Genomic DNA, 22,675 nt, shown 5'->3' with positions numbered 1-22,675 from the left:
CTGATAGGCCGCAGGCCCATCCCAGAGCAGCATAGAGGGTTACCCCTCTATACTCTTTCCTTACCTGAGCCTTCCGCTCGGTAAGTATATGGGGGTTTAGCACCCCTTTCGAGGTGTTATCCCCCTCTCTGGGGTAGGTTACCTACGTGTTACTCACCCGTGCGCCGCTCTCACTCCTATAAGCTTTAACTTATAGGAGCTACCGCTCGACTTGCATGCCTTAGGCACGCCGCCAGCGTTCGTCCTGAGCCAGGATCAAACCCTCCATCCCTATATAAAATTAGGGCTTTCTCCTGCCTCTTCTTTCCCTCTCTTCTTTCCTTTCTCCCCTTTTCTAAGGTGCATTCGCCTTACCTTTATCTCAGGCACGTTAATTCTACCATATCCCCCTCATGTTTTGCAAGAGGGGATTTAGAAGTTACTCTTCTTTAGATTTCATTATTGTTTCTTGAGAAGATAGCTTCCTTTTTTCATAAGGTCTCAATGGATAACCCCTTTCTAAATCTTCAATTAATTCCTTTGGATTTTGATATCTATCTTCTGGAAGTCTTGCAGTCATTTTCATAACAATTTGAGCTAAACCTTCAGGTATTTCAGGCTTTATAGATCTTGGATCAGGAAGCTCCTCCTGAATTTTTTTAAACATTACAGCAATAGTAGTCTCTCCAGAATAAGGAAGAAAACCAGTTAATAGTTCAAAAAAAACTACACCTAAAGAATAAATATCAGATCTTATATCTACTTTTGACCCTTCTGCCTGCTCAGGAGAAGCATATTGGGGTGTTCCCATAAAAACACCTGTTTGGGTTATAGTAGAAAGGCTACCTAAATGAGCTATACCAAAATCCATTAATTTTACCTTTCCATCTAAAGTTATCATTATATTTTGGGGCTTTATGTCTCTATGAACAATATTTTTTGAATTTGCATAATCTAAAGCTTTAGCTACTTCAAGAATTATTTCTTTTGAATAGAAAGAAGGCAATGGTCCTTTTTCTTCTATTATTTTTTTCAAATCTTTTCCTGTAACATATTCCATAACAATAAAATAATAATTTTCTTCCTTTCCTTGATCGAAAACTCTAACAATATTGGGATGTTCTAAAATTGCTGAAGCTTTTGCTTCTCTTAAAAATCTCTCTACTGTTTGAGAATCTTCAGAAAATTGAGGATGTAAAATCTTTATTGCTACGTTATCTCTAGTAGACAGATCCTTTGCTAAATATACTGTTGCCATTCCACCTGCTCCGAGTTTCTTAATAAGTCTATATCTTCCTTTTATTATTAAGCCCTCTAAGCTCTCCTTAGGTAGAATATTTTGATATAAAATATTCCCAATAAATCCTAAGACTATAGAAAAAATTGGTGAAGTAAAAGGAATAATAAGATTTTTATTAAATAAATATAAGCTAATAAAAGAATAAATAACTATACTCACAAAAGCTATAATTAAATTTATGACTATTCTTTTTCCTTGTATTAAACCAGTAATGAAAAGTATTAGAAAAGAAATTAATAAATTAAACCAAAAAGGGAGAGAACGTAAATAATTTTTATCCAATAAATTACTCAAAATATTCGCATGTATCTCAACTCCTGACATATTTCCTAGTGAAACTTTTCCCCATCTTCTATATCCTGTAAAAGGAACTAAATAAGAATCCTTGAGTAATTCAGAAACTGCACCTATAAAAACAATCTTATTTTTCAAAATACTAATATCTGCTTCTCCTTTTAATATACTATAATAAGGAATTACTTTAATGTTATAGGGCCCCCCAGAAAAATTAATATAAAATTCTGATGGGAAAATCTTTAAAAGAGATGGAATGGAAACTTTAGTTATATAAGAATAAGCATATAAAGCTAAGGAGTAATATTTATTTCTATTAAAATCTTCAAAATATAATTTACCTTTTCTAACTACTTTATCTTTATCTAATACTAAGTTGCTTATTCCATTATAAACAGCAGATTTTTTCAAAAGAGGCGTAGATTCTCTAACTTGAAATAGAATAACGTTAAGCTTAGGATCTGTAGAGGAAAAAAGATAACTTGATAGAAGTACATTATTTAAAGCTTCAATCTTTTTAGCAAAAATTCTATCTTCTTTAGTTTCTACATCGAATATTATATCAAAAACGATTAACTTAGGTTTTTGTTTCTTTATTATATCTAAAAGTTTCACATGAACTGTTCGAGACCATGGCCAATTTCCTATTTCAAGTAAAGATTCATCATCTATTCCTATAATTACTATATCTTTATGGGCTTTTTTCTCTCCTCTTATATGAAATCTCCAATCAATACTTCTATTTTCTAAAAGAGAAAATAAATCAAAAAAATTAAGAACTATAATGAAAAGAAAAAACACAAACAAAATAAGAAATTTCAGTAAGAATCTATATTTACTTTTTATCATGTCGGATATATTCTCCTAAATCCCTTATCTTTAGCTAATCTTATAGCAACCTTATATTCCTCCCAAGTAATAACTCTATTGATTTCAGGATATTCCCAAGCTCTATAAAGAGGACGATATTGATCCATAATATTAATAAATACATTAGGAGATATTTCTTCTTTTAAAAATTCTAACCATTCTTCAATTCCAGAAAGATTATTTGGTAGAAGTAAATGCCTTACAATAAGACCTCTCTCTGCAATCCCATCTTCATTTATAACTAAATCTCCCACTTGTCTTTGCATTTCTTTTAATGCTTCTTTCGCTATTTCTGGATAGTCTTCTGCATTAGCCAATTTTCGCGCAACTTCTTTAGAAATAAATTTTATATCAGGCATATATATATCTATTACCCCTTCCAAAATTCTTAAAGTTTCAATATTCTCATAACCACTCGTATTATAAACCAAAGGTATATTTAGTCCTTCTAAAATTGCTATTTTTAGACTTGCCAAAATCTGTGGTACAAAATGGGTAGGAGTTACTAAATTTATATTATTACATTTCAAACTTTGCAAGTATAACATAATTTTAGCTAAATTCTCAATAGAGACTTTTTCTCCAATACCAAGATGACTTATTGAGTAATTTTGGCAAAATATGCATCCAAGATTACAGTTAGTGAAAAATATAGTTCCTGAGCCTGTTCTTCCAACTAAAACCTTCTCTTCCCCAAAATGAGGGAAAAAATCTGAAATAATAGGTTCAGCCCCTGATTTACAATATCCTTTTTCTCCTTTTAGTCTATTTATCCTACAATTTCGGGGACATAGATCACAAGATTCAAGCTTTCTGTAAGCTTCTTTAATTTTTATATCCAGTTCTCCTTTATTGAAAGTTTCCAAATATATTGGCTTCATAAAGTTTTTATAAATTTTCTTATATAAAGTTTTACCCCTAATTCTGAGGCTATCTTTTCACATGAAGCCTTATCAATTACTGGCAAATCCACAATTGTTATTTTAACAGTTTTTATAGACTTAGTTGCCAGTTTTATAAAGTCTAATATTTCTTCATATATGCCTTTAAACACAGGTCTACATATTTCGTTATATTTTTCTGGAGTTTCTGCATTAAGACTTATAGATATAGAATCAATCAAATCTTTTAAATCCAAGAGAATATTTCTTTGATGAAAAAAATTTCCGTGTCCATTAGTATCTATCCGAAGAAATACAGAAGAATCATAATTTTTAACAAACTCAGCTATTTTTTTTACAACATTTATCCGCAATAAAGGTTCTCCAAAACCACAAAATACAATTTCTTTATATCTTTTCAAAGGAAAATAACCCTTTAGTTCTTCAATAATTTCTCTATAGGTAGGTTCTCTATCTAACCATAATATTTTATCGCCTACTCCATTAGAAAAATTCTTAATACAAAATATACATCGATTAGTACAACAATTAGTTATGTTAAGATAAAGATTATCTCCTAATATATATACCGTATTCATATTTCAAACATCTTAGGAAAAATTTTTTTAATGTTTTCTTGTAATATTTCCTCTAATTTTTCTATAGAAATATTTTTTATCTCTGCTAATTTCTGGGCAATCTCTAAAAGATTAGATGGCTCGTTTATTTTTCCTCGTTTAGATTGAGGAGAAAGATAAGGAGAGTCTGTTTCTATAACAATAAGATCCAATGGAAGTTTTGAAACTACTTCTCTCAAACGAGAAGCATTAGGGTATGTTATAGGGCCAGAAAAAGAGAAAAGAAAATTCCAATTTGCTATTATTTTTGCAATCTCATAACTTCCAGAAAAGCTATGCATTACTCCTTTAAGTTCCCATACTCTCTCTTCTTTTAAAATTTTTATTAAATCTTGATAAGCTTCTCTGCAATGGATAATTAAAGGAAGATTATATTTTTTAGCGAAATTTAGCCCTTCTCTAAATATCTTTATTTGCTTTTCCTTTGAAGAATACATCTTATAATAATCTAATCCTATTTCTCCAATAGCAATAGTTTTTGAAGTTATAAGATCCTCCCATTGAAAATCGCTATAATTCAAAGAATCAGCATCATGAGGATGAATTCCTATAGATGCAAAAATTTTATCTTCACACGAAGAAATTTCTACTGCAATTCTACTGGAATCAAAATCAAATCCTACTATAATAAGACCTTCAACTCCAACTTTCTTTGCTTTTTTGTATATCTCCTTCCAGTTCTTATATAAAGATTCATGGTTTAAATGAGTATGTAAATCTATCCACATATTTTATATTTATCTCAGGGCTATGCCTCCACCCTCGACTTTATCCTTCCAGATAGTAGAGGATTGGTAGGCTCCAACCAGGATCCCTGCGGCACATAGGAAAAACTTCTTACCGTTGCTTCCTTTCGGACCTGGCGGGGTTTGAAGTTCTCCTATTGCACAGGTCCTGATTTTCATCGCCCCCATATTCCTCCCTTTTCTACAAGGATAAGCCTCAGGTGGCCTTTCGGTCCTGCTATAGCGGATTGCAGGTACAGGGCACCGCTAGCTCCCCACCTAAGCATAGCCCTGAGTTCATTCCTGTAATCTTACTAAAACAAAAATAAAACTTAAGAATTGCCCTACAAAAGCCCAGATTATTATAAATATTATAAGTTTTGCAATAGTTGCTCCTATACTTTTTTCGTTTTTAAATAAAATAGAAAAATTTAATTCCTTAACTACTGCATAGGCAGATAAAAATCCCAATAAAAAACTCAAAATTATACTTCCCGTACTTAATATATTCCTTAATTCCATTTTAAAACACCTAAGATAAAATGGCGGAGAGGGTGGGATTCGAACCCACGAGACCGCTTTCGCGGCCTACTCGCTCTCCAGGCGAGCGCCTTCGTCCACTCAGCCACCTCTCCCCGTCGTTATATTTTACCATAAAATCCTAAGCCTGAAAAATCTCGAATTATTTTAAAAAAAGATTTTAATAAATTAGAACATTCTTCTTCTAAAACTCCACCTTTTATTTCAATATCATAATTCGAGTATATTGTTTCAAGAATATTTTCTTTTGGATCATAAGCTCCAAAAATTAATCTTTTTATTCGTGCTTGAACTAAAGCCCCAAAACACATTAAACAGGGCTGTAATGTGACATATATTGAACATCCTTCTAATCTCCAATTATTTAATTTCTTAGAGGCCTTTCTGATAACTACAATTTCAGCATGGGCAGAAGGATCCTTTTTCTTTTCTTTTAAGTTATAGCCCTTTGCTAAAATATTTCCATCTTTATCAACCAAAACAGCCCCAACAGGAACTTCTTTTTTATTTAATGCTTTTTTAGCTTCTTTTATTGCTATATTCATATAAAATTCATCTATTTTGTAGAATCTTCTATCCATTTTAAATAGATTGGGTCTCCTAAATTTATTGGAATTGCTATTATTTCAGGTAATTCATAACTATGAATTTCCTTTAATCTTCTAATTAAAACAGGAAACTTTTCTTGAGAAGTTTTTAAAAATAAAACACACTCTTCTACTTCTTCCTTAATATTGTTCCAGAAAAATAAAGACTTTACTTGGGATATAATATTTCCACAAGCAATCAATTTCTCATCAAGAAGAAGATTTACAATTCTTTTTCCTTCCTCTTCATTTTTAACAGTAGAAATTACTAATATCATGATTTTTCACTCCTTATAAATTTTTTTAATATTTCCTCTAAAATCAACTCTGGTCCAGAAAGGGCTATGTAATCCGCTATTTCTTTTATTTTAAAAGAACTATCAGGTAAAGCAATTCCTAAACCTGCTTTTTCTAGTAGATCTATATCATTATCGTAATCTCCAATAGCAATAACCTCCTTGGGTGATATATTTAAGAAATTTACTAGCCATAACATTGCATTCCCTTTTGAGCATCCTTTTGGTAATATTTCTAAATATGCCTCTCCTGAGAAAACAATTTCAGCTTTTTCTTTATAATAAATTTCTAATAACTCTTTTAATTCCTCTAAAACTTCCCTTTGAGCTTCTATAAAGAATTTAACTAAATCATTCCTCATAATATTATCAACAGACTCAAATTCTTCTAACTCCCATAGCTCATCCTTCCAGTATACACCAAGAAGAATCTTCAAATTAAGAGATCTTAAAAACTCAAGAATATCTTTAAATATGTTTGGATCTAAAAATTTTCTATATAACCATATATTATTTACAGGATCATAAATGCCAGCACCATTATATAAAATTACAGGAAGCTTAATTCCTAACTTATCCATAAAAGGCTTTACAGATTGAAGCCTTCTTCCTGTAGCTAAAGTGATATCTAATCCATTTTCTCTAAGCTCTTTCAGAGCCTCAAGATTTTCTTGAGATATTCTTAAGTCCTTCCCTACTAAGCTTCCATCAAAATCGCTTATAATCAATTTATATCTTTTCATAATAAAAGCTCTCTAACTTGATTTATGAGTAAAGGTTTATATGAAAAGATTTCTAAAATTTCTTCACCTCTAATTAAACTTCCATTTATAACTTTAGTTAATGCATGTATATTAATATTTTTATCTTCTTCTATTTTTATCTCTACTAAATATTCTTTAAGATCTAATTCTTTTATCTTTTCTCCCCTTCTTACAAGAATATTGAATAAATTTTTTGAATAAAATATATTCAAATCTCCATAAAGAAATTCTAAAGATTGGGAGAAAATTTCAAGATTGTATTTTATATATTTTATCTCTATTGGTTCTTTCTTCTCTTTTAAGAAATAACATTCATAAAACTGGGCATCCAAATTCAATTGTTTATTCCATTCTTTTATAATAAAATCTTCAGATACTTTTTCTTTGAGAACTATATCTAACCACTCCCTTTTACTCTCTACACCAACAGGAACAGGAATTGAAAAGGAAATAACAGGCATAGGATTAAATCCTTGAGAATAGAGAATAGGAATCTCTGTCCTTCTCAAAGCTCTAATAATAGACTTTGTAAAATCTCGGAAACTTACATATTTTAGACTTCCTATTTTATAATAACAAAGACGATATATATAGTTATTCATAATGTATTATTCCACAAAACTCACAATAGTGATTCCATTCACAAGGAGGAGTTTCCTCTTCTCTATATGCTTTTTCTCTTTCCTTTTTCAGAAACTCTTTCGAAACTCCAGTAACGATGTGATCCCATGGAAGAGCTTCATCTAGGTCTCTTTCTTTTAAATAATCCCGAGGATCAATTTTATTTTCCTTAAAAGCTTCTTCCCAAATAGAAATATTTAAATAATCCCTCCATCCTTCTAATCTACTTCCCTTTTTCCATGCTGAAAATAAGACATTAGACAATTTTCTATCTCCTCTTGAAAATACTGCCTCTAATAAACTCATATTGTAATCATGAAAATCTATAATAAATGATCCTTTTTTTAAATTTTCATAAATATATTTTTTCCTACCTTCGATTACTTCCTTTTCTTCAAATCTTTCCCATTGAAAAGCAGTATGAGGTTTTGGGATAAATATAGAAAAACTAAGATGAAAAAGCATTCCTTTATTTTGATTTTTCATCTTCAAAATCAAGGCAACTAATTCTTCAATATCTTCCTTTTTCTCAGTAGGAAGTCCTAACATAAAATAAAGTTTTACTCTTCTCCATCCCATATCATAAGCATTTTTAATAGTAGCAAGAAAATCTTCAGTTTTTAATCCTTTATTAATTACTCGACGCAGTCTTTCTGTTCCTGCTTCTATTGCAAAGGTTAATCCTGACTTTCTTACCCTTTGTAGTTTTTCTGATAACTGAAGAGAAAACTTATCAGCTCTTAAGGATGGCAAAGAAAAATTTAAGTATTTTCCTGCGAACTCTTCATTTAGATCATGTATCAAAGATTCTATATAGGGATAATCATTACTACTTAAAGAAAGAAGAGTAATTTCTTCATAACCAGTATTTTTAAAAAGTTCCCTAACGATTTCTTTGACTTTTTCGGGTTTTCTTATCCTTTTAGGCCTATAAATATATCCAGCAAAACAAAATCTACAATTTCTCTGACATCCTCTCATTATTTCTACAATTCCTCTGTCATGCACAACGGATTGTAAAGGAACCAATGGTTTTGTTGGAAAATAAGCATTATCTAAATCCTTTACTATTCTTCTGCTAATTTTTTCAGGAACCCAAAGATATTTAGGAGTTATAGAAATATCCTCATAAAGAGAAGGAATGTAAATTCCCTCAATTTTAACCCATCTTTTATATAGCTCCAATTTTGACTCTTTACTTTCTTTCCATTCTAAGTAAGTATTTACTAATTCATCAATGGCATCCTCTACTTCTCCTATAAAGAAAACATCTATAAAAGGGGCTAAAGGTTCTGGATTTAATACCGAGGGACCACCTGCTATGATTACAGGATCTTTTTCTTTTCTGTACCTACTAAAAACAGACATATTTGCAAGATCTAAAATATTTAAAATTCCAGAATAATTAAGTTCATAGGATATGCTAAAACCAATCCAGTCAAATTTAAATAAAGGAGTTTTACTCTCCAAGGTAAATATAGGTATTTTATATGATCTAAGAAATTTCTCCATATCCAAATCTGGAGCAAAAACTCTTTCGCAAAGAGTATCTTCTCTTTTATTTAGTAGATGATATACTATTTGAAATCCAAGATTTGACATTCCGATTTCATAAAGATCAGGATAAGCTAATGCAACACGCAATCTAGCATCGTCCCAGTTTTTTTTGATTACATTAAACTCCTCTCCAATATATCTTCCAGGAGTTTTAACTTCCTTTAGAATTTCATTAATTTTATACATGGAGCATCCTATCACTTCTTATAGAAATATTCACTAAAAAACCTAACATCATAAGATTAGTTATCAAAGAAGACCGTGCAAAACTTACAAAGGGCAAAGGAACACCCACAACAGGTAATAATCCTAAAACCATGCCAATGTTTATAAATGTTTGAATTAACCAACTGAAAAGAATTCCTCCTACTATCATTTTTCCAAAATTTTCATTTATATTAATATAAATTTTCCACAAATAATAAAATAGAAGATAATATATTAATAACAAGATCACTCCTCCGATAAAACCAAATTCTTCTCCTATTACGGTAAATATAAAATCTGTATGTTGCTCTGGAATAAGATTAAGATGAGTCTGTTGACCTCCTAACCAACCCTTCCCTAAAACTCTTCCAGAACCAATAGCTATTAATCCCTGTAAGACTTGATAACCGCTACCTAATGGATCTTTATAAGGATTTAAAAAAGTAATTATTCTTTGTTGCTGATATGGTTTTAGAATAAACCAAAAAAAAGGAATTAGAAGAATAAAAGCCATAATAGTTTTAATAATATATCTCTTAGGAATTCCTGAAATAAAAACTAAAAATAGCCCTGTTAAGGCTATAATTATTGCAGTTCCAAGATCTGGCTGTAGAAATATCGCTAATGCTGTTAAAAACAAAAGCAATGAAGCAAAAAAGAACTCGGTAATACCTAATTCTCCCTTTTTCTTTTTTGTTTCACAGAAATATCCTGATAAAGAAAGTATTATAAACAATTTAGATAATTCAGAGGGTTGAAAAGAAAAACCAAAAATTGAGTACCATCTCTGAGCTCCTAAGGTTTCTCTTCCGAAAAAGAATACTCCAATAAGTAAAATTAAATTTATTAAATAAATAAAAAACCATGATCTCTCTAAGGCTCTATAAGGAAAACTTAAGATTAGAAAAAACAAAATTAAACCAATTATAAAAGCAATTAACTGTCTTTCTACAAAAAGAAAAGGTGATAGATTTTTTCCCAAAAGTCTACTTATAGTTGCACTATATATAGAAAAAAGGCCTATAACAATTAAAATAAAAACTAGGAGAATTATTTTTAATTCTCTATTTCTCATGGTCTATCTTCCAAAACACCAATCCCGATATAGGTTTTGGATAAAAATATGTAGATTTCTGAGGAAGTCTTTCGCCTTTTATAGCAAGAGTGAATATTATTTCTAAGGGAATCGCTGGAAGAAGAAAAGCAAAACTGAAATCTTCATTCTTAATAAGTTCATCAACTTCCTTTATGCTATGAGAAAATCTAATAAAATTCTTCTCTTGAAGTTCTCCTTCTTTTATATTTAAAATACCTTCCCAAACTCCTTTTTGCAATAAAGTGGTAGGAAGAATCCACCAAATATTTGATTTTTCTTTTTTAAAAGATAAATATTTAATTTTAGGAAAAAGCTTATATAATTTCATACCGTCATAAAAATAAATAAAAGGATTAGAAGGATTAAATAACAGATCTAAATCCTCTTTAAATTCTTCTTCCATTATCTCAAAATATTCTTCTAAGGTCTTTAAGGAGATATTAATTCCTTTTCTTAACAACCTATGAGTCGGTAAAACTTTAATTCCAGGATCATAGAGATCTGTAAGCAAAATAAATATATATCCAAATTTGTCTTCTTTCTTCTCTTGATAATAACTCCAAGATGCCTCATATCTGTGATGCCCATCTGCAATCAAGATTTTTTTAGTTTTAAAAAATTCTTTTATTTCGTTTTCAAAGTATGATGGTACCTTCCATAATATATGTTCCCTCTTATCCCATGTTTCTACATGCAATAGAGGTTCCCTTTCGCTTAAATTTCTCCATATATTTGACATAAATCCTTCTTTATCCTCATATATACCCCAAATAGGCTCAAAATTTGCATTACACTGTCTTAAAACTTCTAATCTATCCATCTTAGGAGCAAAAAAAGTCTGCTCATGAGGAAGTATGTCTTCCTCCCCTAAGGGCTGAATTTTCATAATACATAAAAGTCCCCAACTTACTTCTTTTCTTCCATGCCATAAGAATTTTTGTTTATAAACATAAAAGGATTTTTCTTCTTTCACCAAAATTTCCTTTCCAATCCAATCCATCAGGATTTTATTAGTTTCTCTGTAATCAACTGGAATTTTCTCACCTAGGGTCAAACGGACAAAATTATAAGGATGAGATTTTAAAAATTCTAATTTTTCTTCTTCTGAAATGATATCATAAGGAGGACATAAAACTTTTTCTAAAGGAATTTTATTATGATATCTGTATCCTGAAAAAGGTAAAATTTCAACCATTTTATTCTCCTTCCTTTCTTTTGGGGATAAATATTTTAAAATCTGTTCCTTGATTAATCTTGCTTTCTACTGATATTTCCCATCCATGTTTTTCAACTAACTTCTTAACAATAGATAGCCCAAGACCACTGCTAAATCCATCCTCGCTACTTCTTGCTCTATCAGCTCTATAAAATCTATCAAAAATATAAGGTAAATCCTTTTCCGATATTCCTATTCCTGTATCCTTAATTGACAAAATTATTTTTTCAGAATCTTCGCTTGCTGAAATCTCTATCCTACCTTTGTCTGGAGTATATTTTACAGCATTTTCGAGAAGATTAAAAAGAATAGTTTCAAGATGTTGAGGATCTGCGTGTAGCATTAAAGAGGAAGAGATTTTTAAATTTAATTTTAAATTCTTTTTCTTTATAAGAGGATTTAAACTGTTTAAAACTTTTTCAATAATATCAACAAGAAATATATTTTGCAGGTTTAATTCTACTACTCCAGCCTCAAGGCGTGAAAGATTTAGAAGGTTATTTACTAACTTACTCATCCTCTCTATTTCTTTTCTGAAATAAGGGAAAAACTCATTATATATTTCCTCAAGAGTGATTTTTCTTTCAGAGAAAAGATCTAAAAGAATTTGCATTGATGTAAGAGGTGTTCTCAATTCATGAGAAGCATTAGCTATAAAATCTTTATAATTCTCTTCAAGCTTTTCGTATATACTTTTATCATTAATTATAAAAAGAACTTCTTTATTTTCAGGTAAATAAAAAGAATTGATTTCTAATAGTCTCTTTTCTTTTCCCCAGAAATAAATAGAAATTACATGATTCCTTTTCTCACTAACAGTTCTTTTAAAGAGCATATCTATCTCGTAATCAGGAATTACTTCAAAAAGTTTATTATTAAGATCTTTAGAATTTAGTTCTAATAAATAAGTAACATATGGATTTAGATATTTTATATATCCTTTTTCATCCACTATCAATACTCCTACACAAATGTTTTTACTTAAAGTTTCCCATCTTTCCTCATAACTTCCTATCTTAGGTCCCCCCTTGAAATTTATATCCTAAATTTCTAACAGTCACTATGTATTTGGGATGACTAGGATCTTCCTCAATTTTTTCTCTTAGCCATCTTATATAAACATCTACCGTTCTTGGTTCACCCCAGAAATTTTCTCCCCAGATATGTTTTATAATATTTTCCCTAGTTAAAACAACACCAGGAGACGATAGAAATAATTTTAGTATCTCAAATTCTCTATAAGAAAGATTTACTTCTTTTCCCTCTATCTTTACTATTCTCCTATTTAAATCCATTTCAAAAGGAGGAATAATAATTTTTTTATCTTTTATAAAATTAGACTGAACCCTTCTAAGAACAGCCTCAATTCTTGCTAATAATTCTTTTGCTCCAAAGGGCTTCGTTATATAATCATCTGCTCCTAATTTTAATCCTATAACCTTATCTATTTCTTGGTCTTTTGCAGTTAGCATAATTATTGGTACGTTACTAGATTTTCTTATTTCTTTACAAACCTCCCAACCATCCTTCTCAGGAAGAAGAAGGTCTAAGAGTATCAAATCAGGATTAAAAGTCTTAAATTTCTCTAAAGCTTCTATTCCATTATACGCAGTTTCAACTTTATATCCTTCCTTGGTAAGAAGTAAAAATAAAGAATTAACAATTCCTTTATCGTCTTCAACTAGAAGAATTTTTTTCATAATATCACCTCAAAATCTTTTAAAAATATTATTCTTCCTAGTCTCAAAAGATTCGCTCCTTCTTCTATTGCAATGGAGTAATCATCAGACATCCCCATAGAAAGGTATGGCAATTTTAAGCCTGTTTCTATTTTTAATTTTTCTCTAATTTCATATAACTTTCTAAAAGATATTCTTATTAAATTTTTATCCGAAGTTAAAGGACCAATAGTCATAAGTCCTAATATTTCAATGTTTTTTAAATTCATAATACTATCAAGGTTTTTATAAAAGTCTTCTTCTCTAAATCCAAATTTTGATGGTTCTCCCGAAGTATTAAATTGAATTAAAACCTGAATTTTCTTTCCTAGTTTTTCTCCCTCTTTATTTAATTCATAAGCTAGGGAAAATCTATCTAAGGAATGAATTAAAGAAAATAATTTTACTGCTTTTTTAACTTTATTAATTTGTAAATGTCCCACCATATGCCACTCTATAGGAAGATCTGAAAGTTCCATAATTTTCTTTTCTGCTTCTTGAACTCTATTTTCGCCAATCATTTTTATTCCAGAAAAAAAAGCCTCTTTAACATGAGAAGAAGATACTCCCTTTGCTACTGCAACTACTTTTATCTCTTCAACTCTTCTTCCCACACGACATGCTATTCTTTCTATGTTTTCTCTTACCTTTTCCCAATTTTCTCTAATATAATTTAAATCATCGATCATATTCCCTAACTTTATCCCTTTAGAATTTTACAACTTTTGTCTTTAAAATGAAAGATTATTTTATATAAATAAACCCAACATTTCTTTTATTTGTTTTATCTCTTCTAAAAGAATAAAAATTCAAACTACATTTTGTACAAATATTTGAAATATCTAAATTTTCTGATGGCAGATTATATTTAAAAATTTGAGAAAGTATAAATCCTAGTAAATTAAAATATAAGCTATCGTTAATTTTTTCTAGATATTTCATACTCTGTTCGTCTAAGTAATTAATAAAATTTCTCCCAACTTGAAAACAACACTTCTGAATTCCAGGTCCTATTGCCAAATAAATCTCATTTGGTGATAACTTATAATTTTCGAAAAGCTCTTTTAATACCTTAAAAGGAAATCTTTTAATTGCTCCTCTCCATCCCACGTGGATTAACCCTACTAAAGGTATTTTGGGAATATATATGTATATAGGAAAGCAATCTGCAAAAAACATTATTATCATTTTGTTTTTTTCTGATACTAAAAGAGCGTCAGTATTTTTTACTAGTTTAGGAAAGAACAAATTATTATCTCTTTTTATATAATTGATATTATCACTATGAATCTGTTTTGCTATTATCCAATTTTTAAAAGGAATTTTTGTAAGTTTATATAGATAAATAAAAGCCTTAATATTTCTTACATCAAAATAGAGATTAAAAGAAAAAGGTTCCGAGGCAAACCCATGAGATATCTCAGAAAAACTATCTAATAGTTGAGACTTCCAATATCCAAATCTCAACATATTCCACAAACTTTACAACCTTCAAAACAAGGATCTGTAACTTCTCCTCGATATGCTTTTTCTCTTTCTCTCCATAAATATTCCTTCTTAACACCTATATCTATTATATCCCACGGGAAAAATTCATATTTTTCTCTTTCTCTAAAAAGGAAAAAATCCTTCTCCCAATCTAACATTCTAGTTAATTTCTTCAAAGAAATATTATATCTAAAGATTTTAAATATTCTTCTATCCCCCCTACTTAAAAGTCCTTGAATCAGACTTAAGTGAATATCCTCTGTTTGAACATTCACAATCTCTTTAAGATTTTTTATTATATGTCTCGATTGTTTTTCAAAGTATTCTTCCTTGAACATTTTTTCCCATTGAAAAGGAGTATGTGGCTTAGGAACAAAAAAAGACAAACTTATAGTAACATGTTTTTTTCTTAAAATACTTTTTATCTCCTTCACTAACTTTATCATTTCTTCTATATCTTCCTGAGTCTCTGTGGGTAAACCACACATAAAATATAATTTAAGATTGTTAAAAGGAAAAGATCGAATTTTATTGAAAAAATTTAATATATCATCATTGGTAAAATTTTTATTTATTACTCTTCTCAATCTATTAGTTCCTACTTCTGGAGCTAAAGTTAGAGTTTTTTGTTTTGATTGAAATAAAATATCCAATATTTCATCATCTAATTGATCTAATCTTAGAGAGGAAAAAGAAATAAGTAATTCATTTTCCTTTATAATTTCTTTTATTTCCTTCCAAGAGATAGATTTATCAATAGAAGGTAAGATCAAACCAATTCTAAAATCAAAAGAAAAATTTTTGTAAACTTCTAAAACTGCAGATTTTAAATCTAATTTTCTTGACGGTCTATAAAAATATCCTGCGAGACAAAATCTACACTGATAAATACATCCTCTTACTCCTTCTAAAAGTACCATATTAGAAAAGAAAGATAAAGGACTAATTATAGGAGAGAAAACTAAATTTCTTGAAAAATTTAAATTAATCTCTCTCTTTATGGGTAACTTTTGCATCGACTTGTAACCTAGAATTTTATTATCTTCATCGTAAATAGGTGTAGAAAATCTGGGAATGTAGACCCCATTTATTTCCGAGACCTCTTCTAGAAATCTTTTTTTGTTCCAATTATATATTTTCTTATTAATAAGCTTTTCCGAAAATTTTTCAATAAAATTTTCTCCCTCTCCTATAAATATTAGATCGAATACATCTGCCAAGGGCTCAGGATTAGAACTTATTGCTATACCTCCCGCAATAATTAAGGGATAATTTTCCATTCTATCATTAGAAAAAAGAGGGATTTTTTGGCTTTCTAAGATTTTTATTACGTTAAAGTAATCTAATTCAAAACTTAAAGAAAAAGCCCAAAGATCAAAATCTCTTCCTAGTCTTTGACTCTCTAAGGAGTAAAGAGGGAAATCAGAGTTTTCTGGAAAATCATCAGGTATAAAAGCTCTCTCACATAAAATTCCCTTTTGTTCATTAAAAAGTTTATATATGGTAAGATAACCTAAATTGCTTAAAGATAAAGAATATTTATTAGGAAAGATTAATAAAACGCTTACATCTCCACCTCTTTTTGAAAGCTTATATCCCCTTTCTTTTTCTAAAATTTCTCTAATTCTTTTTTTAAAATTCCAGCTCAATTTATATTTGACGTCTTCTTCTTAAAAAAGCAGGAATTTCTATATCATTTTCAGAAAGATTATAATTATAAATCTCTTTTTTCTCTTTTGAGGAATCCTCTTTATAAATCTCCTTCTGATCAAAACCCGTAGCAATTAATGTTACCTTAATTATACCTTCCATAGATGCATCAATCACTGCTCCAAATTTAATGTTTGCTTCTGGATCTGCATTTTGAACAATAAGTTCTGAAATTTCCGAGACTTCTGAAAGAGTAAGATCATTTCCTCCAGTCACATTAAATACAACACCTTTTGCACCTGAGATAGAAACATCAAGAATAGGACTCTGTAAAACCATTTTTGCAGCTTCTTTTGCTCTATTTTCTCCTTTTCCAATTCCAATACCTAAATAGGCAGATCCTGCATTTGACATAATGTTTTGTAAGTCATTAAAGTCTATATTTATCAATCCAGGAACATTAACAATCTCTGTTACACTCTGAATTGCCTGTTTTAATACTTCATCTGCTAATTTAAAGGCATCATTAAAGAACGTAGACTTATCTGATATCTGTAAAAGCTTATCATTGTTAATAATAATTATTGCATCAACTTTTTCCTTTAATCTTTCTATACCTTCAATAGCTGTAACTCTTTTTTTTCTACCTTCAAAACTGAAAGGAAGGGTTACCACAGCAACTACTAGCTTTGCACAACTTCTTGCAATTTCTGCAATAACAGGAGAAGCTCCTGTCCCCGTTCCTCCCCCCATACCTGCGGTTATAAAAATCATATCTGAATTTTGAAGATAATCCCTTATTATATCTTCACTCTCTAAAGCTGATTTCTCCCCTACTTTTGGATCTCCTCCTGCTCCCAATCCTTGAGTTAAATTTGCACCTATTTGAATTTTTATTGGGGCTTTATTTAATTCTAGTATTCTTAGATCTGTATTTACAGCAATAAACTCAGCCCCTTGCACTCCAGATTCAATCATTCGATTTATCGCATTTCCTCCTGCTCCTCCAACTCCTACAACCTTAATTATTCCCCCTTTTTTATTTTCTTGCTCATCTTTTGAAAATTTTTGTGGTAGCAAGAGAGTCACCCCTTTCTAAGTTAAAAATACATTTCTCTAAAAGGTTTAAAAATTTTTTTTATCTTATTTTTTATAGATTTAATAACAGGATATTTTTCTCTCAGATTAAGTTTATCTTCTCTTACCCTTAACAAAAGTCCCATGGCAACAGAATAAAAATATGCATCTTTTTCTGGAATATATTTTGAAAGTTCCAATGGATAGCCTCTTCTTACGGGTATTTTTAAATATTCCGAAGCAAATTCTACAAAACCATCCAAAAGAGAAGTTCCTCCTGTAATAACTAAGCCTCCGGGAATAAGTTCTAAGGGATAGTTAAGATCTCTTAGTTTCTTTTCAATAAATTCTAATATTTCTTCAACCCTTGGTTGAAGAATTTCTCTCACTTGAAAAGAAGATACTTTTATTTTTTTCTCTTGAAGAGAGATAACCTCTAAAGACTCCTCTTTTTCTCCTTTTAATGTTCCTAATATTTTTTTCACTTTTTCTGCCTCTTCGATTTTTATTCTTAATCCGACAGCTAAATCCCTTGTGATTCTTTCTCCTCCTAATCTTAAAACTCCAGTGGCAAGAACAGAGCCATCTTGATATATTGCTAAATTTGTCAAATCTCCTCCTATATCAACCAAGGCAACTCCTAATTTTTTTTCCTGAGAGCTTAAAACCGCCTCAGAAGCTGCAATCTCTTTTGGTATGAAGCCTTCTATTTCTAAATTAGCTCTTTCAAAGGCATTTTTAATATTTTTTAATTGAATATTATCATAAGATACTAATAGAACATCTGCTTCCAATCGTGTTCCAATTAAACCTACAGGATTTTCAATGCTATTTTGTCCATCTACGTGAAATTCTCTTTTTATAGTATAAATTATTTCTCTATTTGGAGGTAAAGGTGCCATTTTTGCAGCTTCTATTGCTCTTTCTACATCTTCAGGACTTATTTCCTGATCTCTGCTTTTCATAATTACCATACCTTTGCTTGGAGTAACCATCATCTGGTCATTTCCAATTCCCACAATAACTTTTTGTTCTAACCTTGTACCAATCATTTTTTCTATTCTTTTCATGGATTCAGCAATACAATTACTAGCTCCTATAACGTCAACTATATTCCCATATTTTATTCCTTGGGATGGAACTAAAGAAAAACCCAATATTTCTATATTCTCTCCCTCAATTCTTCCTGCGAGAGCTGCAATTTTTGTAGATCCTAAATCTATCCCTACAAAAATTTGTGACATTATAGGCCCTTTATAACAGGTATTTTAAATCTGAGGTCTATGAAGTATTTTTTATCTAAAACAAGTAAAATGTATTTTAAAGTTTTAAATTTTTCTTCGATATTCTCGTAACCCATGAGCATAGACCCAGAAGAGGTTTTTACCTCGAAATATTTCGATTTTAAAATAATTTCTTTTATATCTATAGCCTTTGATAAAGAATCTATCAGTTTAACTATTTCTTTTAAAGATTTTCTAGCAACATTATTAACTCTAATAGTATTCTTAACAGGTTTATAATCTGACATCAATTCTCCTTTCTGGTTTATAAATTTTTCTTCCTTCTCAGTTTTAATATATATTAAAGTATGTTCCCGCTCCCAGGAAAGATAAAGGGTCCAAGGAGAAAAACTTAATTTTCTAATTAAAATTTTGTCTTTTTCTAAATCTTCACGAAGACTTCTAAAATTACAAAGAATATAAAATTTTTTATAATATTTCTCTTTTAAAAGAGAAAACAATTTTTCATCAAATGGATCAACTTTAATCCTAAAGATAAATCCCATAGAAATTACAAATAAAAGCAATAGAATTATAAAAATTCTCATCTTCTCACCATATTTTTATTTCTAAGTCTAAATCTACATTAAAATGATCTTTCACTTTATCTTTCATGATATTTATTAATTCCTTAACTTCTTTGGCTTTTCCTCCTCCTAAATTTATTATAATATTTGCATGCTCATGAGAAACCATAACATTACCTACTCTTTTTCCTTTCATTCCAACCTTTTCCAACAGATATCCAGCACTAACATTTGGTGGATTTTTAAAAATACTTCCAGCAGATGGAAATTTAGGTATTCTTTTTTGTCTTTCTCTTAGATACTTTAATAACAAGTTATAGGTCTTCTCCTTACTCTGTTTATTAACTTTTAGTAATACAGATTTTATAATATATTCTTCTTTAATATTTGATTTTCGATAACTGAAGAAAAGATCAGAATTTTTTAAAATTTTTAAATTTAGATTTTCATCTATAACTACTACTTCCTTGACAAATTCTCCTATAGAATTTCCAAAAGCACCTGAATTTCCAAAAACCGAGCCTCCAATATTTCCTGGTATTCCTACTAAGAATTCAAGTCCTCCTAAGTTATTTTTCATTAAAAAAGATAAAAGATCTGATAAAAGACATCCTGCTTCTACTTCTAAATATTCTTCAGAAATTCTTTTAATTTTGCCTAAATTACGATTTATCTTAATAACTATTCCAGACATCTTTTCATCAGGAACTAAAATATTACTTCCCTGTCCCATTATTTTAAAAGGAATACCCTCTTTTTTTGCCCATTCTAAGATTAAGAAAACATCATTCCATGTATAAGGAAAAACTAAATAATCTACTTTTCCACCTATTTTAAAAGAAGTATATGGTGCTAAGAAAGCATTAGTTAAAATTTTACCGTTAAATTTTAAATCAATGGGAAAAATCATTCTTATCTTCCTTCATATTATAAGTTAACAAGGCTTCTCCCACCTTCCAGATATTTCCTGCGCCAAGGGTAAGAAAAATATCTTTATCCTTTAAAACCTCATGAGCTTTTTTAGCAACATCAGTTAAATTTTCACAAAAATATATTTCTTTTTGCGGTTCTTTTTCTCTTAAGATATCATAAACATTCTTTCCTGAAACTTTAAAAATAGGTTTTTCCCCAGCAGGATAAATCTCTGTAATTATTACCACATCAGCATTTCTCAAAGAGTCCGCTAGTTCTTCTAATAAATAATAAGTCCGAGTATATCTATGAGGTTGAAAAGCTACAACTAACCTTCTATTATAAAGTTTTAATGCATTCAAAGTCGCTCTAATCTCAGTAGGATGGTGTCCATAATCATCAAAAATAAGAATATCTTGGATTCTACCCTTTAATTGCAATCTTCTTTGAACACCCTTAAATCTCTCTAAAGCTTTTATACTCTCAGAAGTATCAAGTCCTAAAATCTCTGAAACAGCTATAGCAGAAAGAGCATTGTAAATATTATGAATACCAGGAACATTTAATTTTACTCTCCCTAACTTCATCTTCTTAAAATTTACATCAAATTCTGAGCCGTTAAAACTCAAATATATATTTTCAGGATAAAAATCGTTATCTCTTTCAAGACCATAAGTAAAATAGCTACGTTTTATTTTTGGCAAAAGCTCTCTTAGGTAAGAACTTTCTTTGCCTAAAATCACATATCCATCTTCTGGGACTTTATTTATCATAGAAAGAAAAGCTTCTTTAATTTTTTCTACGTTTCCATAGTAGTCTAAGTGATCATTGTCAATGTTAGTCACTATGAGAAGATAAGGAAAAAGCTTTAACATAGAACCATCACTCTCGTCAGCTTCTGCAACTAAATATTCTCCTTTTCCTAATTTTGCATTACCACCAATATCCTCTACTTCTCCCCCCACCAAAACTGTAGGATCTAAGTTATTTTTTTCTAAAACCATAGCAATCATAGAGGTTGTTGTTGTTTTTCCATGAGCACCAGAAATTATAATAGACTTCTTTTCCTTTGTTAATAAGGCCAATAATTCTCCTCGTTGTAGAATAGGGATATTTTTATTTCGTGCTGCTACAAGCTCTTCATTATCCTCAGGAATTGCGGAAGAAACTACAATTAATTGAGCATCTTCAATTTGTTCTGCTCTATGACCAAAATAAATTTTTACCCCCTTTGACCTAAGTCTTATTGTAGATAAATTTTCCTGTAAATCAGAACCTGAGACCTTATACCCCCTTTCAGATAAAATATAAGCTAAAGCACTCATCCCTGTCCCAGCAATACCAATGAAATGAACCCTTTCCGAAGAGATCACTCCAAGTTCCTCCTTTCCAAATAACTTTTAATAATTTCCCAAAATCTCTCTCTAGCATCGGGAAGAGCTAAAGAATCAAATTTTTGAGCATAGAGTCTGAATTTTTCTTCATTCCATTCAAGTATATTTTTTAATAAAACCTCTTCTGATAAATCCTTCTCTTTAACAACTTCTCCTAATCCACATTCTACAACAAACTTAGCATTATACTCTTGATGATTATCCTTTGCATAAGGATAAGGAATATAAATAGCAGGAAGTTTTCCTACTAAAAACTGATAAATAGTTGTAGCACCTGCTCTACTTATAGCAAGATCTGATGCACAAATTGCTTTTTCAATTTCTTTAATAAAGGGAACAGGGCGATATCCTTTTTTTAGCCATTCTTCATTTATGTCTTTCATAAATTCCTTATATTTTTCTTCTCCAATCTGATGTAAAATTTGCCAGTTCATATCAATAAGATAGGGAACAATATTTTTAACTAACTCATTTATTCTTTTTGCCCCTTGACTTCCTCCCGTGACAAGAAGAAGTTTTTTATCTAAATCAAATCCTAATTCCTTTTTACAACTTGCTTTTTCCATTGTCAACAATTCCTTTCTAACAAAATTTCCAGTATAAAAAATTTTCCTCTTTGGAAGATATTCTTTAGTTTTTAAAAAACTTATAGCAACTCCTTCAGAAAAGAAATTAAAAAGTCTTATCGCTTTTCCAGGAAAAACATTTTGTTCATGAAGAAAGAATGGATATTTCCTTCGAATTGCCTCTAATAAAATAGGTACAGAAATATAACTTCCAAAAATAATCAATAAATCAGGCTTTAATTTTTTTAATATTTTTCTCCCCTCGAGATATGCCTTTACATAGTTCCAGGGTTTTAGCTGAGAAGCTTTTGGAAGAGAAAGACCATAAAAGGGAAATTTCTCAGAGAAAATCTTAGATTCTATACCATTTCTTCTTCCTATAAAACTGATAAGTATTGATGGATCTTTATCTTTTATAAACTCCGCAAGATAAAGAGCTGGATATATGTGCCCTCCTGTTCCTCCAGAAACAAAAACAATACTTTTCAT

The 22,675-nt window shown here is 30.0% G+C and carries 23 protein-coding genes, 1 tRNA gene, 1 rRNA gene and 1 other RNA gene; all 26 read right to left on the bottom strand.

The window, feature by feature from the left end; genetic code table 11:
* Positions 1-271: ribosomal RNA gene (locus NZ841_04115) — 16S ribosomal RNA — on the bottom strand; the annotation flags it as partial.
* A gap of 147 nt (positions 272-418) precedes the next feature.
* A complete protein-coding gene (locus NZ841_04110; protein ID MCS7201939.1) occupies positions 419-2,422 on the bottom strand; it encodes a CHASE2 domain-containing protein in 2,004 nt (667 codons plus the stop codon).
* Positions 2,419-3,324, bottom strand: a complete 906-nt coding sequence (locus NZ841_04105; GenBank protein MCS7201938.1) for a radical SAM protein — start codon at positions 3,322-3,324, stop codon at positions 2,419-2,421. The genes NZ841_04110 and NZ841_04105 overlap by 4 nt, the downstream gene beginning before the upstream one ends.
* A complete protein-coding gene (locus tag NZ841_04100) occupies positions 3,321-3,923 on the bottom strand; it encodes a TatD family nuclease-associated radical SAM protein (protein MCS7201937.1) in 603 nt (200 codons plus the stop codon). The genes NZ841_04105 and NZ841_04100 overlap by 4 nt, the downstream gene beginning before the upstream one ends.
* Complete coding sequence (locus NZ841_04095) at positions 3,920-4,690, bottom strand: TatD family hydrolase (protein MCS7201936.1); 771 nt, start codon at positions 4,688-4,690, stop codon at positions 3,920-3,922. Before NZ841_04095 ends, NZ841_04100 begins: the two co-directional genes overlap by 4 nt.
* A 20-nt stretch (positions 4,691-4,710) precedes the next feature.
* An RNA gene (gene ffs / locus NZ841_04090) (signal recognition particle sRNA large type) lies at positions 4,711-4,976 on the bottom strand.
* An 8-nt stretch (positions 4,977-4,984) separates the two neighbouring features.
* Positions 4,985-5,209: an ABC transporter permease gene (locus NZ841_04085; protein MCS7201935.1), complete on the bottom strand. Its 225-nt coding sequence runs from the start codon at positions 5,207-5,209 to the stop codon at positions 4,985-4,987.
* A 21-nt stretch (positions 5,210-5,230) separates the two neighbouring features.
* Positions 5,231-5,322 (bottom strand) — tRNA-Ser (locus NZ841_04080).
* Between the two features lie 6 nt (positions 5,323-5,328).
* Positions 5,329-5,772, bottom strand: a complete 444-nt coding sequence (locus NZ841_04075) for a nucleoside deaminase (protein MCS7201934.1) — start codon at positions 5,770-5,772, stop codon at positions 5,329-5,331.
* Positions 5,773-5,783: 11 nt separating this feature from the next.
* Entirely contained in the window at positions 5,784-6,092 is a 309-nt protein-coding gene (locus NZ841_04070) for a divalent-cation tolerance protein CutA (GenBank protein ID MCS7201933.1), read from the bottom strand.
* On the bottom strand, positions 6,089-6,853 hold the full coding sequence (locus NZ841_04065; GenBank protein MCS7201932.1) for a Cof-type HAD-IIB family hydrolase: 765 nt from the start codon (positions 6,851-6,853) through the stop codon (positions 6,089-6,091). Before NZ841_04065 ends, NZ841_04070 begins: the two co-directional genes overlap by 4 nt.
* Complete coding sequence (locus NZ841_04060; protein MCS7201931.1) at positions 6,850-7,476, bottom strand: TIGR03936 family radical SAM-associated protein; 627 nt, start codon at positions 7,474-7,476, stop codon at positions 6,850-6,852. Before NZ841_04060 ends, NZ841_04065 begins: the two co-directional genes overlap by 4 nt.
* Positions 7,469-9,238 (bottom strand): TIGR03960 family B12-binding radical SAM protein, encoded by a 1,770-nt coding sequence (locus NZ841_04055; GenBank protein MCS7201930.1) that lies wholly within the window; start codon positions 9,236-9,238, stop codon positions 7,469-7,471. The genes NZ841_04060 and NZ841_04055 overlap by 8 nt, the downstream gene beginning before the upstream one ends.
* Entirely contained in the window at positions 9,231-10,334 is a 1,104-nt protein-coding gene (gene rodA / locus NZ841_04050; GenBank protein MCS7201929.1) for a rod shape-determining protein RodA, read from the bottom strand. The genes NZ841_04055 and rodA overlap by 8 nt, the downstream gene beginning before the upstream one ends.
* Entirely contained in the window at positions 10,324-11,550 is a 1,227-nt protein-coding gene (locus tag NZ841_04045; protein MCS7201928.1) for a DUF1015 domain-containing protein, read from the bottom strand. The genes rodA and NZ841_04045 overlap by 11 nt, the downstream gene beginning before the upstream one ends.
* A gap of 1 nt (position 11,551) precedes the next feature.
* Complete coding sequence (locus tag NZ841_04040; GenBank protein ID MCS7201927.1) at positions 11,552-12,523, bottom strand: HAMP domain-containing histidine kinase; 972 nt, start codon at positions 12,521-12,523, stop codon at positions 11,552-11,554.
* A 64-nt stretch (positions 12,524-12,587) separates the two neighbouring features.
* Positions 12,588-13,274, bottom strand: a complete 687-nt coding sequence (locus NZ841_04035; protein ID MCS7201926.1) for a response regulator transcription factor — start codon at positions 13,272-13,274, stop codon at positions 12,588-12,590.
* The gene (locus NZ841_04030; protein ID MCS7201925.1) at positions 13,268-13,978 is read right to left on the bottom strand and encodes a YggS family pyridoxal phosphate-dependent enzyme; all 711 of its coding nucleotides are present in this window, start codon (positions 13,976-13,978) and stop codon (positions 13,268-13,270) included. The genes NZ841_04035 and NZ841_04030 overlap by 7 nt, the downstream gene beginning before the upstream one ends.
* 55 nt (positions 13,979-14,033) lie before the next feature.
* Positions 14,034-14,759: a polyphenol oxidase family protein gene (locus NZ841_04025; GenBank protein MCS7201924.1), complete on the bottom strand. Its 726-nt coding sequence runs from the start codon at positions 14,757-14,759 to the stop codon at positions 14,034-14,036.
* Positions 14,753-16,426 carry a radical SAM protein gene (locus tag NZ841_04020; protein MCS7201923.1) on the bottom strand — a complete coding sequence of 558 codons (1,674 nt, stop codon included), beginning with the start codon at positions 16,424-16,426 and terminating at the stop codon, positions 14,753-14,755. Before NZ841_04020 ends, NZ841_04025 begins: the two co-directional genes overlap by 7 nt.
* 1 nt (position 16,427) lies before the next feature.
* Positions 16,428-17,507, bottom strand: a complete 1,080-nt coding sequence (ftsZ, locus tag NZ841_04015) for a cell division protein FtsZ (GenBank protein MCS7201922.1) — start codon at positions 17,505-17,507, stop codon at positions 16,428-16,430.
* A gap of 20 nt (positions 17,508-17,527) precedes the next feature.
* A complete protein-coding gene (ftsA, locus tag NZ841_04010; protein ID MCS7201921.1) occupies positions 17,528-18,748 on the bottom strand; it encodes a cell division protein FtsA in 1,221 nt (406 codons plus the stop codon).
* Positions 18,748-19,335 (bottom strand): hypothetical protein, encoded by a 588-nt coding sequence (locus NZ841_04005; GenBank protein MCS7201920.1) that lies wholly within the window; start codon positions 19,333-19,335, stop codon positions 18,748-18,750. Before NZ841_04005 ends, ftsA begins: the two co-directional genes overlap by 1 nt.
* Positions 19,336-19,339: 4 nt before the next feature.
* Positions 19,340-20,224: a UDP-N-acetylmuramate dehydrogenase gene (gene murB, locus NZ841_04000; GenBank protein MCS7201919.1), complete on the bottom strand. Its 885-nt coding sequence runs from the start codon at positions 20,222-20,224 to the stop codon at positions 19,340-19,342.
* Positions 20,208-21,599, bottom strand: a complete 1,392-nt coding sequence (gene murC, locus NZ841_03995; GenBank protein MCS7201918.1) for a UDP-N-acetylmuramate--L-alanine ligase — start codon at positions 21,597-21,599, stop codon at positions 20,208-20,210. Before murC ends, murB begins: the two co-directional genes overlap by 17 nt.
* The gene (locus NZ841_03990) at positions 21,596-22,675 is read right to left on the bottom strand and encodes a UDP-N-acetylglucosamine--N-acetylmuramyl-(pentapeptide) pyrophosphoryl-undecaprenol N-acetylglucosamine transferase (GenBank protein ID MCS7201917.1); all 1,080 of its coding nucleotides are present in this window, start codon (positions 22,673-22,675) and stop codon (positions 21,596-21,598) included. Before NZ841_03990 ends, murC begins: the two co-directional genes overlap by 4 nt.

The organism is Dictyoglomus sp. (genome assembly GCA_025060475.1).
Lineage (GTDB): Bacteria > Dictyoglomota > Dictyoglomia > Dictyoglomales > Dictyoglomaceae > NZ13-RE01.
Note: the sequence above shows the minus strand (reverse complement) of the source record. Positions and strands in the feature narration are given on the sequence as shown.

Coding starts and splice junctions, on each gene's coding strand:
- NZ841_04110 (MCS7201939.1), bottom strand. CDS start 2,422: ATGATAAAAAGTAAATATAGATTCTTACTGAAATTTCTTATTTTGTTT.
- NZ841_04105 (MCS7201938.1), bottom strand. CDS start 3,324: ATGAAGCCAATATATTTGGAAACTTTCAATAAAGGAGAACTGGATATA.
- NZ841_04100 (MCS7201937.1), bottom strand. CDS start 3,923: ATGAATACGGTATATATATTAGGAGATAATCTTTATCTTAACATAACT.
- NZ841_04095 (MCS7201936.1), bottom strand. CDS start 4,690: ATGTGGATAGATTTACATACTCATTTAAACCATGAATCTTTATATAAG.
- NZ841_04085 (MCS7201935.1), bottom strand. CDS start 5,209: ATGGAATTAAGGAATATATTAAGTACGGGAAGTATAATTTTGAGTTTT.
- NZ841_04075 (MCS7201934.1), bottom strand. CDS start 5,772: ATGAATATAGCAATAAAAGAAGCTAAAAAAGCATTAAATAAAAAAGAA.
- NZ841_04070 (MCS7201933.1), bottom strand. CDS start 6,092: ATGATATTAGTAATTTCTACTGTTAAAAATGAAGAGGAAGGAAAAAGA.
- NZ841_04065 (MCS7201932.1), bottom strand. CDS start 6,853: ATGAAAAGATATAAATTGATTATAAGCGATTTTGATGGAAGCTTAGTA.
- NZ841_04060 (MCS7201931.1), bottom strand. CDS start 7,476: ATGAATAACTATATATATCGTCTTTGTTATTATAAAATAGGAAGTCTA.
- NZ841_04055 (MCS7201930.1), bottom strand. CDS start 9,238: ATGTATAAAATTAATGAAATTCTAAAGGAAGTTAAAACTCCTGGAAGA.
- rodA (MCS7201929.1), bottom strand. CDS start 10,334: ATGAGAAATAGAGAATTAAAAATAATTCTCCTAGTTTTTATTTTAATT.
- NZ841_04045 (MCS7201928.1), bottom strand. CDS start 11,550: ATGGTTGAAATTTTACCTTTTTCAGGATACAGATATCATAATAAAATT.
- NZ841_04030 (MCS7201925.1), bottom strand. CDS start 13,978: ATGATCGATGATTTAAATTATATTAGAGAAAATTGGGAAAAGGTAAGA.
- NZ841_04025 (MCS7201924.1), bottom strand. CDS start 14,759: ATGTTGAGATTTGGATATTGGAAGTCTCAACTATTAGATAGTTTTTCT.
- ftsA (MCS7201921.1), bottom strand. CDS start 18,748: ATGTCACAAATTTTTGTAGGGATAGATTTAGGATCTACAAAAATTGCA.
- NZ841_04005 (MCS7201920.1), bottom strand. CDS start 19,335: ATGAGAATTTTTATAATTCTATTGCTTTTATTTGTAATTTCTATGGGA.
- murB (MCS7201919.1), bottom strand. CDS start 20,224: ATGATTTTTCCCATTGATTTAAAATTTAACGGTAAAATTTTAACTAAT.
- NZ841_03990 (MCS7201917.1), bottom strand. CDS start 22,675: ATGAAAAGTATTGTTTTTGTTTCTGGAGGAACAGGAGGGCACATATAT.